We start from the raw sequence: 14,175 nt of genomic DNA on the forward strand, positions 1-14,175 counted from the left end.
GGGCGCTCTCAACGTTCTACGGGCCGGGCTGGCCCGTCGCGAAGCCCAACCGGCATAGCGAGAAGCCACCCCGTTTACGGGGTGGAGGAGTCACCCGAGTTCCTCGGAGGTCGATGGTCCGGCCCTGCTGACCGAGCAGCATCTTCAGTGGCGTCGGAGTCGAAGCCGAATCGGTCGTACATGCGCCCGGAGAAGGGTGCCGGAGATGGTCGCAGATTTACTGTGCTGGCCGCGCATCGATTCCCCGATTCTTCACCTGTCGGCGTACGAGGACGTCGCGGGTAGTTCCACAGTGATGCGGATCCCGCCGGCAGAGCGCGGGGCGAGGGTGAGTGTTCCGTCGTGTGCCTGGGTGATGGTTTTGACGATGGCCAGGCCGAGGCCGACACCTGCATGGTCGGTGTGGATGCGCTCGGTGCCGCGCTGGAAGGGTTCGGTGAGGGTCGAGACCAGCTGAGGGGTGAGCTGCTCGCCGGTGTTTTCGACAGTGAGTACCACGGTGTCGGGGCGGACGCTGGTGTGGACCCATACGTTGCCGTGTTCGGGCAGGTTGTGGACGATCGCGTTCTGTACGAGGTTCGTGGTGAGCTGGAGCAGGAGCGCCGGTGATCCGATCGTGGGGGCGATGTCGCCGCTGGTTTCGAGGGTGACGCCGTGCTTTTCCGCGAGGGGGAGGAGTGTTTCGGTGGCTTCTTCCGCCATGAGGGACAGGTCGACGTGTTCTCGGGTGAAGGACCTCTGCTCGGCGCGGCTGAGCAGGAGCAGTGCCTCGGTGAGGTCGATGGCTCGGGTGTTGACGGCGTGGAGGCGGTCGATGAGTTCGCCGGTGTCGTGGTTCGGATCGGTGCGGGCCACGTCGAGAAGTGACTTCGAGATTGCCAGCGGGGTGCGCAGCTCGTGAGAGGCGTTGGCTGCGAATCTCTGCTGTTCGGCGACGTGCGCTTCGAGCCGTACGAGCATCGTGTCGAAGGCGTCGGCGAGTTCACGGAACTCGTCCTTGCGGCCCGGCAGCTGGATGCGGTGGGAGAGTGATCCGTTCGCGGCCATGCGGGTGGCGTGCGTGATGCGGTTCAGCGGGGCGAGCATGCGGCCGGCGAGGAACCACCCTCCCCCGAGACCGAACACCAGCAGGAACAACATCGTGATGGCCGCCATCGGAGCGAAGTCGCGCGCGACGGAGAGGCGGTAGTCGGGCATGAAGACGAGCCCGACGTGCTTCACACGAGTCAGGAACAACCACCCGGCGATGAGCATCAGGGCGCCGGCCAGCATGAGGAATCCGGTGTAGCTGAGGGTGAGTTTGAGGCGAACGCTCAGCCCGGGCTGCCTATCCACGGTCCCCTCCCTCAGGTCCGGTGCCGGGCGCTGTGTCGATGCGGTAGCCGACGCCTGGCACGGTGGCGATGAGCCAGGGTTCGCCGAGGCGCTTGCGCAGGGCCGAGACTGTGATGCGTACGGCGTTGGTGAACGGGTCGGCGTTCTCGTCCCACGCGCGTTCCAGGAGTTCTTCGGCACTGACGACACCTCCTTCGGCGGCGACGAGGACTTCGAGCACGGCGAACTGTTTCCTGGTCAGTGCGACGTAGCGGGCGTCCCGGTAGACCTCTCTGCGGAACGGATCCAGACGCAGGCCTGCGATCTCTCGTACGGGGGGCCTGTTGTGGGCGCGTCTGCGGTCGAGGGCTCTGAGCCTGAGCGCGAGTTCCTGGAGTGCGAAGGGTTTCGTGAGGTAGTCGTCGGCGCCGAGCTCGAACCCGGAAGCCTTGTCGTCGAGACGGTCGGCCGCGGTGAGCATGAGGATCGGCATGCCGCTGCCGGAGGCGACGATGCGTTTGGCGATCTCGTCGCCGGACGGTCCGGGGATGTCGCGGTCGAGGACGACGATGTCGTAGGCGTTGAAGCTGAGCAGTTCCAGAGCGGTGTCGCCGTCACCGGCGATGTCGGCCGCGATCGCTTCCAGACGTAGGCCATCGCGGATGGCTTCTGCCAGATAGGGCTCGTCCTCGACGATCAAGACACGCATGTTCTTAAGGCTACGAGTCAGCACATATCGTCGGTGTATCGAAAACCGCATACGTGCCGGCAACATCGCGTTGCTTTCACTGGCGGCATGACTCGAACCCCAGCATCAGCACGAACAACGCCCCGCCGGGTTCGCTGGCTGATTGTCGTCGGCCTGATAGTCGTCATAGCAGTGATCACCGCGGCAGTCTTCGCCTACCAGGCGCCGAAGTCCTCGCCCCGGTCGTCCTCCTCCAAGCCTTCTTTGTCCCGCTCGCCTTCCGCGCCTTCCTCGTCGCCCTCAAGCCCCTCGGCCGCAGCGCCCTCGAATACGCCCAGAAGCGGGCATCGTGATGCCCCAAGCGTGGCCGACGGTGTCGTCCCCGACGGCGTGACGGTCTTCGATGACTCGATTCCGGCTGTGGCCAACCTCGATCCAGAACTGCTCAAGGCCCTCCGCCAGGCTGCGACGGCTGCCGCGGACGACGGAGTCGATTTCCACGTCAACAGCGGCTGGCGTGCCCCCGAATACCAGAATCAGCTTCTTCGCGATGCGGTCTCCAAATGCGGGTCCGAACGCGAGGCCGCCCGATGGGTGGCCACCGCGACGACGTCTCCTCACGTGTCGGGGGAGGCGGTCGACATCGGGGACTCCAACGCGACGGCGTGGCTGTCCTGGCACGGTGCCGAGTACGGGCTGTGCCAGATCTACCGGAACGAACCCTGGCACTACGAATTGCGCACCGATGCGATCGACCGTGGCTGCCCCCGGATGTATGCCGACCCCACGCAGGACCCGAGGATGCAGCAGTGAACGGCAGTGAGCGAGAACAGACGATGACGCAGGTGGACACGGCGGAGACCGGGCAGGGCAGCCCGGCGGATACCGGTGCGCCAGGTACCGGAGCCGGTGCCCCGGCGGCCGGGACCGGCGGGACGTGGCGTGCACGCATTCATCGGGCGATCCGCGCCCTCCCTGGGCCGGGGCCGTGGAAGCGTGGCCTGGTGCTCGCGGCGCTGGCTCTCGTGCTGGGCCTGCTCATGCTGTTGCACACGCAGATCACGGACCGTGGTGGCCTCGGCAGTCTGGTGGAGACCTTCCTGCCGTGGTTCGGCCTGTTCGTCCCGGTGCTGCTTGCCGCCGCGTTGTGGCGCCGCTCCGCCTCGGCGGTGGTCGCGCTGCTGTTGCCGGTCACGGTGTGGCTGAGCCTCTTCGGCGGGCTGCTCGGCGACAAGTCCCAGTCGGGCGGTGACCTCACCGTGGTGAGCCACAACGTCGGCGCCGAGAATCCGGACCCGGCCGGTACCGCCCGCGCCTTGGCCGCCTCCGGTGCGGACGTGCTGGCACTGGAGGAGCTGACCGAGGAGGCCAGGGGAACGTACGAGAAGGGGCTGGCGAAGGCGTACCCGTACCACACGGTGCAGGGCACGGTCGGGCTGTGGAGCAAGCTGCCGCTGTCCAACACCCAGCCGGTCGACATCAAGCAGGACGTCGGGCCGCTGGGGGACACCAAGCCGGCCGAGGTCAAGATGGCCTACAACCGGGCGATGCGCACCACGGTGGCTACGGACCAGGGGCCGCTGGCGGTGTATGTGGCCCACCTGGGGTCCGTGCGGGTAAATCCCAGGGCAGGCTTCTGGACGGACTCGCGGGACAGAAACGCGCAGGCGCTCGGCGAGGCCCTCGCCACCGAGCAGAACGAGCGGGTGGTGCTGCTCGGTGACCTGAACGGCACGATGGACGACCGTGCGTTCGCCGGCATCACCTCGCAGCTGCGCTCGGTCCAGGACGCGGCCGGGGACGGCTTCGGCTTCAGCTGGCCGGCGAAGTTCCCAGTGGCGCGGATCGACCAGATCCTGGTCCGCGGCGTGGAGCCGAAGAGCTCGTGGCTGCTGCCGGAGACCGGCAGCGATCACCTGCCGGTGGCGGCCGGGATCAGCTGGTGAACACCAGGACAGGTACATAGCTGGTGAACACCGGCACATATCGTCGGCATATCGAAAACCACATACGCGCCGACAACACCACGCCGCCTTGACTGAAGGCATGTCCTACAGCGAACCAGCACGAACAGCGGGCGTGAGCCTGACCGTCGAACCGATCGGCGCCGCCGAGCACTTGGCGTTCGTGCGGACACAGCGGTCGGTCAGCTTCCTGCAGACCCCGGCATGGGCCCGCGTCAAGACCGAGTGGCGCAGCGAGTCCCTCGGCTGGTTCGACGGTCGGCGCCTGGTCGGCGCCGGGCTCGTCCTGCACCGCCCGGTGCCGCGGCTCGACCGCTTCACGCTGGCCTACCTGCCCGAGGGCCCGGTCATCGACTGGACCGGCGAGATCGACGCGTGGCTCGATCCGCTGGCGGCATATCTCAAGGCACACGGCGCGTTCGCGATCCGGCTCGGCCCGCCGGTGTACACGAACACCTGGAGCGCCGCCCAGGTCAAGGAGGGCATCGCCGCTCCGGGCATCAAGCGGCTCACCGAGATGCCCAGCCAGTGGGACGACTCGGTCGGCGCCCGCGTGACCGGTCAACTCAGGGACGCCGGCTGGCTGCCGCGGAACCCGGAGGACGGCTTCGGGGTCGGGCATCCGCAGTTCAAATACGAGGTTCCGCTGGCCGGCAGGACCGAGGACGACCTGCTCAGGGGCATGAACCAGCAGTGGCGCCGCAACATCAAAAAGACGGCCAAGGAGGGAGTCGAGGTCACGGTCAGTGAGGACCTGAAGGCCTTCCACGACCTCTACGTCCACACCGCCGAACGCGACCGCTTCACGCCCCGGCCGCTGCGCTACTTCGAGACCATGTTCCCGGCGCTGCGTGCCGAGGACCCCGAGCGGATCAGGCTCTACCTGGCCCGCCACCAGGGCGACCTGGTCGCCGCCACCATCCTGGTCCGCGTCGGCGCCCACGCGGTGTACGCCTACGGCGCCTCCTCCACCGAGAAGCGCGAGGTGCGCGGCTCCAACGCCTGCCAGTGGGCGATGATCCGCGACTCCCTTGCGGCCGGCTGCGACGTCTATGACCTGCGCGGCATCACCCCCACCCTCGACGCCGACGACCCGCACGTCGGACTGATCCAGTTCAAGGTCGGCACCGGCGGTCAGGCGGTGCGGTACGTCGGCGAGTGGGACCTGCCGCTGCGGCCGATGATCTACCGGGCCTTCGACCTCCACATGAGGCGGCGCGGGCGCTGAGTCTCAAGGTGGACTTCGGCCTGGCCGGCTACGCGAGCGCGGCGGCGACCTCGTCGAGACGCGCCCCGCGGGAGGCCTTGACGAGCACCACATCGCCGGCGGCGAGGTGGCCGCGCAGCCAGTCGACGGCCGCGTCGTTGTCGGCCAGCACCACCGCCCGCTCTCCCGCGCCGGCGGCGATCGACCGGGCGGCCCCGCCGACCGCGGCCACCACATCGGCCCGGGAGGCGGCGTACGCCCCGACAGCACGGTGCTCGGCCTCACTGTCGTCGCCGAGCTCGAGCATCTCGCCGAGGACGGCGATGCGGCGCCCGCCCTCGATCGCCGCCAGCGCGTCCAGGGCGGCGCGGGTCGAGTCGGGGTTGGCGTTGTAGGAGTCGTTGAGCAGCGTCGCGCCACCGGTGAGATCTCGCAGCTCCATGCGCCACTTCGACAGCGAAGCGGTGGCCAGCGCCGCCGTGGCCACGTCGAGGGGTACGCCGGCCGCCAGCCCCGCCGCCGCGGCAGCCGACGCGTTGAGCGCCTGGTGGGCGCCCACGAGCGGCAGCGCGACGGGAACCGAGGCGTCGACGGTCCGCAGCGTGAAGGACGGCCGGCCGAGCCGGTCAAGCGCCAGGCCGAGCGCCCGCACGTCGGCATGCTCCGCCCGGCCGAAGGTCAGCACCGGACCGTCGGTGAGCGAGCGCATCGCGACCACCCGGGCATCGTCGCCGTTGAGGACGGCGATGCCGCCGGGCGCCAGCCCCTGCACCAGCTCGCCCTTGGCCTTGGCGATGGCCGCGCGCGACCCGAACTCGCCGAGGTGGGCCTGGCCGACGTTGAGGACGACGGCGATGTCGGGCGCGACCAAGCCGGTGAGCTCGGCAATGTCGCCAATGTGGCGGGCTCCCATCTCAAGAACGAGGAACCGGGTGGCCGCGTCGGCGCGCAGCATGGTGAGCGGCACGCCGAGCTCGTTGTTGAGCGAGCCGATCGTAGCGATCGTCGGCCCGGCGCTCGAAACCACGGCCGCCAACAGGTCCTTGGTACTGGTCTTGCCCTGGGAGCCGGTCAGCCCGACAACGGTCAGCCCGTCGCGCAGCCGGGCCACGACGTGGGCGGCGAGCACCTGCAGGCCGGCCTGGGCGTCCTCGACGACGACGGTGGGCAGCGGCGTAGGCCGGGAGCCGAGCACGGCCACCGCGCCGGCACGACCGGCCTGGCCGGCGTAGTCATGGCCGTCGACGTGCTCGCCGGTGAAGGCGACGAAGAGGCCGCCCGGCTCGGCCTGCCGGCCGTCGAGAACGGCCGGCGCGCTCACTGTCACGGAGCTGTCGCCCTCGACCTTGCCGCCGACGACCTCGGCGATCTCGCCGAGGCTGAGGGGGATCATGCTGTTTCCCTGTAGGTCATGCCCCCAGTCAAGGTGCCGCGGTATATCGCCGGCATATCGAAAACCACATACGTTCCGGCAACACCACGCCGCCTTGACTGTAGGCATGACCTACAGCGAACCGCCCCGAATCACCATCTATGGGTGCGGCCCAGATGAGGCCGTCTTGTTCCGAGAGCTGGCGCCTCGCTTCGGCGTGACGCCGACCATCACAGACGCACCGGTATCCGAAGCCAATATTGAGCTAGCATCCGGAAGCCGATGCATCAGTGTCGGTCATAAGACTCCCATCACAAACGCCACTCTTCTTGCGCTTGGTCAAGCCGGCGTGACGTATATCTCTACGCGAAGCATCGGGTACAACCATATCGATGTGGAATACGCCGACAGCATCGGCATTTCGGTTGAAAACGTCGCCTATTCGCCGGACAGCGTGGCCGACTACACGCTGATGATGATGTTGATGGCGGTGCGACATGCAAAATCCATCATCCGTCGTGCAGATATGCACGATTACAGACTGAGTGAAGCGCGTGGGAAAGAGCTGCGCGATCTGACCGTCGGGGTGATTGGAACCGGCCGCATCGGCGCTGCGGTCATCGACAGGCTGCGGGGTTTCGGCTGCCGAATACTCGCCCATGACAATCGCCCCAAGGCCGCTGTCGACTACGTTCCGCTCGATGAACTGCTGCAGCAGAGCGACATTGTTACGCTCCACGCACCGCTTAACGCGGATACGCGCCATCTGCTGAATCGGCAGCGTATGGAGCAGATGAAGCACGGTGCGTTCATCGTCAATACGGGACGCGGTGCGCTTATCGATACTGAGGCCCTTGTTTCTGCATTAGGAAGCGGCAGGTTGGGCGGTGCGGCGCTGGATGTCCTCGAAGGCGAGGAAGGCATCTTCTACGCCGACTGCCGAAATAAGCCCATTGAAAACAAGGTGCTCTTGCGACTGCAAGAGCTGCCGAATGTGCTCATCAGTCCGCACACTGCCTACTACACGGGCCATGCCCTGAGTGACACGATCGAAAACTCCATCACCAACTGCCTGAAATTCGAAAGTGGGAACCAGCATGGATAGGCTGAAGGTCGGGATCATATTCGGGGGCCGTTCCGAAGAGCACGCCATATCCGTCAAGTCTGCGCAAGAGGTCGCCAGGAACCTCGATGTTGAGAAGTACGAACCGTTCTATATCGGCATTACCAGGGACGGCGCCTGGAAGCTCTGTGACGGCCCCGACGCGAATTGGGAGAACGGAAAATGCCGTCCGGCTGTGCTGTCGCCCGACAGCAGCGTGCGCGGACTGCTTGCCCAGGAACAGGGGCGGTACGAAACGATCCCCCTGGACGTCGTGCTGCCCGTGCTGCACGGCAAGCTCGGCGAGGATGGCGCGATGCAGGGTTTGCTGGAGCTCTCCGGCATCCCCTATGTGGGCTGCGATGTGCAGAGTTCCGCACTGTGCATGGACAAATCCCTTGCCTACATCGTCGCCAGAAGCGCGGGAATCGCCACGCCGAATTTCTGGACCGCCGCGGCGGACGAGAACATTGATCCCGACCGGCTCACCTATCCGGTCTTCGTGAAGCCGGCCCGTTCGGGGTCATCTTTCGGCGTCACCAAGGTATCCCGAAAAGAGGAACTGCTGAGCGCGGTGGAAACGGCAAGGCAGTATGACTCGAAGGTGCTGATCGAAGAGGCTGTCGTCGGCAGCGAGATCGGATGCGCCATCCTGGGGAACGAACTGGATTTGATGGCGGGCGAGGTGGATCGAATCGCTCTCTCTCACGGCTTCTTCCGAATCCATCAGGAGGATGAGCCTGAAACCGGCTCTGACAACTCAACGGCAATCGTTCCCGCTGACATTCCAGCGGAGTCGCGCTTGCTCGTTCAGGAGACGGCCAAGGCCGTATACCGCGCCTTGGGATGCAGGGGACTGTCGCGGGTGGACCTGTTCCTCAAGGAGGATGGAGCAGTAGTCCTCAACGAGGTCAATACGTTTCCCGGCATGACGTCGTACAGCCGTTATCCGAGGATGATGGCCGCCGCAGGGTTGCCGCTCGGCGAAGTAATCGACCGGACGGTGTCGCTGGCATTGACAGGAAAAAGCCGATGAAGGATGACTTCGTCTTTGTGGACGACCTTGCATCCGGAATACGCTGGGATGCCAAGTACGCCACGTGGGACAACTTCACCGGCAAACCGGTGGACGGATATCTGGCCAATCGAATCGTCGGCACGCGGGCTTTGTGTACAGCCCTGGAGCGAGCGCGAGAGAAAGCCGAATCCCTCGGTTTCGGCTTGCTGCTCTGGGACGGTTATCGCCCGCAGCGCGCTGTCGACTGCTTTCTGCGCTGGTCGGAACAGCCGGAGGATGACCGGACGAAGTTACGGCACTATCCGAATATCGGCAGAGCCGAGATGTTCGAAATGGGATATGTGGCCGCCAAGTCGGGCCACAGCCGGGGCAGCACCGTTGACCTCACGCTCTATGGCTTGGCCACCGGTGAGCTCGCTCCCATGGGCGGTGACCATGACTTGATGGATTCCATCTCGCATCATGGAGCAAAAGGGATCACGCAAGCCGAAGCGAGGAACCGTCAGTACCTTCGGTCCATCATGGAGACGTGCGGTTTCAGCGCATACGATTGCGAGTGGTGGCATTACACTCTCAAAGACGAACCTTATCCAGACACCTATTTCGATTTTCCCATCACATAGCTGAGCCAGCCAAAGAAGCTGGTAAAACGTTGGAAGTACTTATAGCAGCTCTCCGGGTGGACACACTATCCGCAGTCGCGTGCACGGATATCCGTACTCGTGTGCTGCCCACGGGGATTCCGCGTCGATCTCAGCCTCGCCGAGCACGCACGACATACCCACCCCCCCCAACAGCAAGAACGGGGGGCGAAGCCCCCGGCCTCGACCAGCTGAGACGTCTCCACGATCACGCGGAGGGCATCGCTGCATAGATCGAAACCAGGATCAGCACTACTACGGGCGAACTAGTCAAACAGGAGTTCGTCTCACTGCCCTGTCCCTTGGGCCAGAAAAGGGCCACCGCCAACGAGAAAGGGACACCAGAAATGCGAGCCTACACCGTTGACTTGATCAGCAGCTTGTCCGCCATCTCGACGTGACTCATCACAGTTCTCCACGCAGTGACTCCACCCAGGCCGACGCCGACTGCAGTCGTCTGCCTTTGAAGGAGAACAACCGCGTGACCATGCGCGCAGAACAGGGAGAACCGACGAAATGCGGCCTCCGGGGTGACGGATTGCGTGCCGGGGCACCGGGCTGGGCGGCCACTGCGGGTCCGGCGCCGCCCGCGTCGGTTCCCAGATTGGGAACTCGGTGGCCAGCACCAGGACCTGGCGGGCGAGCTGGACGGTTCGAGCAGCGCCCGGCTCGACCGGACCGTGGAGACACTCGACGCTCCCGGCATCGAGGTCCGCGGCCGCAACGACATCTTCGACGCGATGTGGTCCAAGTGGGTCTTCGTCACCAGCATCGGCGTGGTCAACTCCCTGGTGCGTGCCACGGTGGGCGATATCGTCGCGGCGTCGGGCGGTGCGGCCCTCGGGGAGGTGGTCCTCGCCGAGCACCCGGCGTCGCGCACACGGCAGGCCATCCCATGGCGGAGGGCGATCTGGCAGGGACTCGGACCGCCCTGACGTGGGATCACCGACGACGTCCTGGATGTCGCAGGACCTTGCCGCCTGGCGCCATACGGAGGTGGACAGTGTGCTCGGTGACCCCTGCGGGGGCGCAGCGAATTGCGCCCCGACACGCCGCTGAGCGGGGCTCGCCGCACCTGTGCCGCGAGTCCGCAACCGGCGCGTCCTGCATGCAACCGCCGGACCGCGCCCACGCCACGCGCCAGATGCCGAAAGACCAGACGTCCAAGGAGGCTGTCATGCCCTTCATCAACATGACCGTGCGAGAAGGCGCACTCACCACCGAGCAGCGCCACGAGGCCATGGCCCGCCTGACAGACGCGCTCATGTACTGGGAAAAGGTGCCCGAGACGCCCGCGGCTCGCAAGATTATGAAGGGCTGGGTCTACGAGGTCGCCGCCGACGCCGACTACAACGGCGGCAGCCCGGATCACGAGAAACCGTTCTACTTCATCGAGGTGCGCATCCTGAGCGGACGCCTCGACGTCCTGGAGAAGCAGGGCGTCATCCGCGACTTCACCGAGATCATCATGCGGATCGAGAACAGCGAGCGCACTCCTGAGAACCTTCGTCGAGTCTGGGTGACGATCAACGAACTCGAGCGCGACGACTGGGGCATCGGCGGCCACACCGACTGGCTGCGCGACTACACCAGCGCTCTGGAAGAAATCGGCTGAACCCGACACTGACGGACGGAAGTTCACTGGGAACCCTCACAGCTCAGCACGGGAGCTCCACACAACGCGAGCTGCGTTTCCGCAGGTCGGCGAGTTCCGTCGGTTCTGCAACAGGCCGACGGCGTCACCGGCGTCGACACCCACCGCGACACCCTCGCCGCCGCGGCAAAACGCGGCTCGCGCGGCGGCCGGCCGCCGAAGTTCGACCCGCAGGACTACAAGGCTCGGCAGGCCGTTGAGTGCGGCATCAACCGCCTCAAGAGGCACCGGGCCGTGGCCACGCGGTACGACTGTGATTCCCAATCATGTTGTCAAGTTGGCCTGGTGGCGCTGAGTGAGCGGATCACGCCGCTGCGACATCGGTCTGGGGTGGGGTGATTTCGAAGGTTCGGTTGTCGCGTATGAGGGCCCACAGCACGTTGAGGCGTCGCCGCGCCAGGGCGAGGACCGCCTGCTTGTGACTCTTTCCTTCCGCTTTCTTGCGTGCGTAGAACGCCTTGGAGATAGGGCAATGCTGAGCGGCGATCTGAGCCGAAAGGTAGAAGACCATCAGCAGTCGTCGGTTGTAGCGGCGAGGCCGTCTCAGGTTGCCACTGATGCGTCCGCAGTCCTTGGGGACGGGAGCCAGACCCGCGACGCCCGCGAGCCGGTCGGGGCCGGTGAAGGCGGTCAGGTCGCCACCGGTCTGGGCGATGAACTCGGATCCCAGCAGGGTGCCGATGCCAGGCATGCTGGCGATCACTTCCGCGTGCTTGTGCTCGCGAAACCGGCCCTCGATCAGGGCGTCCGTCTCGGCGATCTCCTGGTCGAGGACCATCACCTCTCTTGCGAGTTCCGCCGTCATTGCCGCCGCGGTCCGCTCGCCGGGGACAACGGTGTGCTGGGCCTGGGCTGCCTCAACCGCGGCGGCGGCAACAGCCTTGCCATTGCGGACTTCCGGTTCTTCAGCCACGTTTCCAGCCGGCTCCGGCCGACGCGGCGCAGGGCGGCCGGAGTCTGCTATTCAGTCAGCAACAACAAGGCGGCCTTGGAGGTCTTGTCGTCGAAGGCACGCTCCAGCGCGGGGAAGTACTCGAGTATCTGGGCACGCAGCCGGTTGATTGCTCTGGTGCGGTCGGCAGTCAGGTCATAGCGGCGGCCCGTGAGGATCCGCAGGTCGATCGCAATCTCGTCGCCTTCTCGCAGGGGCTGCAGGTCGCGGCGCATCCGAGCCTGGTCCGCGATGACGAAGGCGTCCTTGGCGTCCGTCTTTCCGTCCCCGCGGTAGGACGCGGAGGCATGATGGACGGTCCGGCCTGGGATGTAGAGCAACTGCTGACCATGATTGACCAGCAGGGCGATCAGCAGCGCCGCTCCGCCGGCGTTGAGGTCGACCGCCCATGTCACCCCGTCACCGTCGGCCAACTCCAACACGGTGCCGATCAGTTCGAGTAGCTCGGATTCGCTGTTCGGAACGCGCCGAGAGAGTACCTTCGCACCGTCGGCGTTGATCACCGTGCAGTGGTGCTCGGCCTTGCCTGCGTCTGTTCCAGCCCAGAGTTCAGGCATCCGCCCCTCCGTCCTCGTGCCGATGCCAGTCCCAGCAGACGACCACGCCGACTCGTCCTTAATCCGCCGGACAGAACCTGGTGATGAGGCGCTCGAAAACCAGTGGAGCAGCGCCGCTGTGCGCCATTACCGTGCTGCCGAACCAAGCCATCCAGTGAAGGGCGTGCCGTTGTACACCGTGTGAGACCTCCCGAGAGCTGATCTGTCGCGCGTCGCGCTTGTGCGCCGCGCTCCTTTTTGCTGCGGATTTCTCACTGAGACCGGTGTACTTCTGTGCTCAAAATCTGGGTGGTCATGCCCACCTGCCTGCCGTCCGTTCTCCGCCGTTGCCACACGTGCGCGTCCGAGCGCTTCCGGCCGAACGGCAAATTTCGCGTCAACGCCAACCACAAACTCATCGACGCCTGGCTCCTCGCGCTCTGTACGGCCTGCGGGGAAACCACGAAGCTCACGGTCCTGGAGCGGACGCATGTGCGCTCCGTACGACCTGAGCTGCTGGACCGGCTCCACGCCAACGACCCCGGCCTTGCAGCCGAACTGCTCCAGGATCCGGTCGTACAGCGCCGTAACCGCATCGCCCTCGACTGGGACAACGCCTGGCGCCTCGACACCGGCGGTTCGGATCACCTCGACCGCGAGGTGATCGACATCTCGGTCCGCTTCGCGGCCCGGATCCCTGTCCGGCCGGTACGACTGATCGCCGAAGGCTGCGGTCTGTCGCGGACCGAGGCCGAGCGACTGATCATGGAGGGCAAGCTCGTCTCGGCAGTCCGGCTGACCGGCAAGCTCTCCGCCGACTTCACCTTCACGCTCAAGCGCTGAGCCCTCCTCGGGACCAGGGGCCTGTCCGGCAAGATCCGCCGGACAGGCCCTAATCGTCCGAGCCGGTAGCCGACGGCGGCACCTCGACGACGAAGAACAGGAAGGTGGTTTTGATCGAAAGGTCATGGAAGTCGTCGGGGAACAGTTCACGGGCGGCCGGATCGGGCTGCGGCTCGCTGAGGACGGCGAGGCGGAAACCGACGGTGGTGAAGGCATCAGTCATCGCGTGCAACGGCCTGCGCCAGAACCTCATCGGAACGGACTGCCCGTCGAACGGCCAGTCAAAGGTATAGCTGGTGGTCGCAAAGCAATCGGGCCGAGGATCCTGGGACGTGTAGGCCACGAAAGGGTGCTCCACCGACGCGATCAGCCGGCCGCCGGGCCTGAGCACTCGCCGCAACTCGGCCAGCGTCGGCCCCCAGTCCTCCAGGTAGTGCAGCACCAGCGACGCGACCACGTCGTCGAACGCACCGTCGGCGAACGGCAGGCGGTCGCTCAGGTCGACCACATGCAGGGCTACGTCGTCACCGAGCCGCCGCCTGGCCAACGCCAGCATCCCGGCGCTGGCGTCGATGCCGGTGACGACCGCACCGCGGTCGCGCAGTGCAGCGGACAGGGGGCCCGAGCCGCAACCGGCGTCCAGGATCCGACGGCCGGCCACGTCTCCGGCGAGGGCCAACATCGCGGGCCGCTCGTAGTACGTGTTCACCGGGTTCCTCCGAGGATGCCCCGGCCTTTAGGCCGGGGAGGAATCGGACTCCTGCGGAGCAGGGCAGGGGCAGCCGGATCGCCGTCAGGGCGATTCGGCGTCCACCCTGTGACGGGGTGAGGCCGCCCACAACGCTCAAGAACTCTCAACTGTCAGTCCTCCCGGGTAGGTTCGG

Annotated in this window: 13 protein-coding genes and 2 pseudogenes; 10 read left to right on the forward strand and 5 right to left on the reverse strand. The window is 66.0% G+C overall.

The window, feature by feature from the left end; all coding sequences use genetic code 11:
* Nucleotides 1-252 precede the first annotated feature (252 nt).
* Nucleotides 253-1,335, reverse strand: coding sequence for a sensor histidine kinase (locus tag ACFYXB_RS44025; protein WP_389591013.1), 1,083 nt, complete (start codon nucleotides 1,333-1,335; stop codon nucleotides 253-255).
* Nucleotides 1,328-2,023: a response regulator transcription factor gene (locus ACFYXB_RS44030; RefSeq protein WP_389591014.1), complete on the reverse strand. Its 696-nt coding sequence runs from the start codon at nucleotides 2,021-2,023 to the stop codon at nucleotides 1,328-1,330. The genes ACFYXB_RS44025 and ACFYXB_RS44030 overlap by 8 nt, the downstream gene beginning before the upstream one ends.
* 87 nt (nucleotides 2,024-2,110) lie before the next feature.
* On the opposite strand from ACFYXB_RS44030, the gene ACFYXB_RS44035 reads away from it, so the two are divergent.
* The 3 genes from ACFYXB_RS44035 to ACFYXB_RS44045 all read left to right on the forward strand — a co-directional run bounded on the left by ACFYXB_RS44035 (nucleotide 2,111) and on the right by ACFYXB_RS44045 (nucleotide 5,194).
* On the forward strand, nucleotides 2,111-2,815 hold the full coding sequence (locus ACFYXB_RS44035) for a M15 family metallopeptidase (protein WP_389591016.1): 705 nt from the start codon (nucleotides 2,111-2,113) through the stop codon (nucleotides 2,813-2,815).
* A gap of 23 nt (nucleotides 2,816-2,838) precedes the next feature.
* Nucleotides 2,839-3,948, forward strand: coding sequence for an endonuclease/exonuclease/phosphatase family protein (locus ACFYXB_RS44040; RefSeq protein WP_389591017.1), 1,110 nt, complete (start codon nucleotides 2,839-2,841; stop codon nucleotides 3,946-3,948).
* A 100-nt stretch (nucleotides 3,949-4,048) separates the two neighbouring features.
* Nucleotides 4,049-5,194 carry a lipid II:glycine glycyltransferase FemX gene (locus tag ACFYXB_RS44045; protein ID WP_389591019.1) on the forward strand — a complete coding sequence of 382 codons (1,146 nt, stop codon included), beginning with the start codon at nucleotides 4,049-4,051 and terminating at the stop codon, nucleotides 5,192-5,194.
* A gap of 28 nt (nucleotides 5,195-5,222) precedes the next feature.
* On the opposite strand, the gene murF is transcribed toward ACFYXB_RS44045, so the two are convergent.
* Nucleotides 5,223-6,566, reverse strand: coding sequence for a UDP-N-acetylmuramoyl-tripeptide--D-alanyl-D-alanine ligase (gene murF, locus ACFYXB_RS44050; RefSeq protein WP_389591020.1), 1,344 nt, complete (start codon nucleotides 6,564-6,566; stop codon nucleotides 5,223-5,225).
* A gap of 106 nt (nucleotides 6,567-6,672) precedes the next feature.
* Between murF and vanH the strand changes: the two genes are divergently transcribed.
* The 6 genes and pseudogenes from vanH to ACFYXB_RS44080 all read left to right on the forward strand — a co-directional run.
* A complete protein-coding gene (gene vanH, locus ACFYXB_RS44055; RefSeq protein WP_389591021.1) occupies nucleotides 6,673-7,650 on the forward strand; it encodes a D-lactate dehydrogenase VanH in 978 nt (325 codons plus the stop codon).
* Complete coding sequence (vanA-Sc, locus tag ACFYXB_RS44060; RefSeq protein ID WP_389591023.1) at nucleotides 7,643-8,683, forward strand: D-alanine--(R)-lactate ligase VanA-Sc; 1,041 nt, start codon at nucleotides 7,643-7,645, stop codon at nucleotides 8,681-8,683. The genes vanH and vanA-Sc overlap by 8 nt, the downstream gene beginning before the upstream one ends.
* Nucleotides 8,680-9,288, forward strand: coding sequence for a D-Ala-D-Ala dipeptidase VanX (gene vanX, locus ACFYXB_RS44065; RefSeq protein ID WP_389591025.1), 609 nt, complete (start codon nucleotides 8,680-8,682; stop codon nucleotides 9,286-9,288). The genes vanA-Sc and vanX overlap by 4 nt, the downstream gene beginning before the upstream one ends.
* Nucleotides 9,289-9,848: 560 nt before the next feature.
* Entirely contained in the window at nucleotides 9,849-10,241 is a 393-nt protein-coding gene (locus ACFYXB_RS44070) for a hypothetical protein (RefSeq protein WP_389591026.1), read from the forward strand.
* A 242-nt stretch (nucleotides 10,242-10,483) separates the two neighbouring features.
* Complete coding sequence (locus tag ACFYXB_RS44075) at nucleotides 10,484-10,921, forward strand: 4-oxalocrotonate tautomerase family protein (RefSeq protein WP_389591028.1); 438 nt, start codon at nucleotides 10,484-10,486, stop codon at nucleotides 10,919-10,921.
* 168 nt (nucleotides 10,922-11,089) lie between these two features.
* Nucleotides 11,090-11,299 (forward strand): annotated as a pseudogene (locus ACFYXB_RS44080) (hypothetical protein); the annotation flags it as partial.
* Here the strand turns inward: ACFYXB_RS44080 and ACFYXB_RS44085 are convergent.
* A pseudogene (locus ACFYXB_RS44085) lies at nucleotides 11,265-12,469 on the reverse strand (IS110 family transposase). The pseudogenes ACFYXB_RS44080 and ACFYXB_RS44085 sit on opposite strands and share 35 nt — an antisense overlap.
* A gap of 294 nt (nucleotides 12,470-12,763) precedes the next feature.
* Here ACFYXB_RS44085 and ACFYXB_RS44090 point away from each other — a divergent pair.
* Entirely contained in the window at nucleotides 12,764-13,291 is a 528-nt protein-coding gene (locus tag ACFYXB_RS44090; RefSeq protein WP_389591030.1) for a DUF1062 domain-containing protein, read from the forward strand.
* Between the two features lie 49 nt (nucleotides 13,292-13,340).
* On the opposite strand, the gene ACFYXB_RS44095 is transcribed toward ACFYXB_RS44090, so the two are convergent.
* A complete protein-coding gene (locus ACFYXB_RS44095; protein WP_389591031.1) occupies nucleotides 13,341-14,000 on the reverse strand; it encodes a class I SAM-dependent methyltransferase in 660 nt (219 codons plus the stop codon).
* Nucleotides 14,001-14,175 lie beyond the last annotated feature (175 nt).

The organism is Streptomyces sp. NPDC002619, assembly GCF_042889305.1.
Classification (GTDB): Bacteria; Actinomycetota; Actinomycetes; order Streptomycetales; family Streptomycetaceae; genus Streptomyces.

Bases quoted from the DNA above. Each gene is read 5' to 3' on its own strand.
- ACFYXB_RS44045 (WP_389591019.1), top strand. From the start codon at position 4,049: ATGTCCTACAGCGAACCAGCACGAACAGCGGGCGTGAGCCTGACCGTC.
- ACFYXB_RS44030 (WP_389591014.1), bottom strand. From the start codon at position 2,023: ATGCGTGTCTTGATCGTCGAGGACGAGCCCTATCTGGCAGAAGCCATC.
- vanA-Sc (WP_389591023.1), top strand. From the start codon at position 7,643: ATGGATAGGCTGAAGGTCGGGATCATATTCGGGGGCCGTTCCGAAGAG.
- ACFYXB_RS44035 (WP_389591016.1), top strand. From the start codon at position 2,111: ATGACTCGAACCCCAGCATCAGCACGAACAACGCCCCGCCGGGTTCGC.
- murF (WP_389591020.1), bottom strand. From the start codon at position 6,566: ATGATCCCCCTCAGCCTCGGCGAGATCGCCGAGGTCGTCGGCGGCAAG.
- vanH (WP_389591021.1), top strand. From the start codon at position 6,673: ATGACCTACAGCGAACCGCCCCGAATCACCATCTATGGGTGCGGCCCA.
- ACFYXB_RS44075 (WP_389591028.1), top strand. From the start codon at position 10,484: ATGCCCTTCATCAACATGACCGTGCGAGAAGGCGCACTCACCACCGAG.
- ACFYXB_RS44090 (WP_389591030.1), top strand. From the start codon at position 12,764: ATGCCCACCTGCCTGCCGTCCGTTCTCCGCCGTTGCCACACGTGCGCG.
- ACFYXB_RS44040 (WP_389591017.1), top strand. From the start codon at position 2,839: ATGACGCAGGTGGACACGGCGGAGACCGGGCAGGGCAGCCCGGCGGAT.
- vanX (WP_389591025.1), top strand. From the start codon at position 8,680: ATGAAGGATGACTTCGTCTTTGTGGACGACCTTGCATCCGGAATACGC.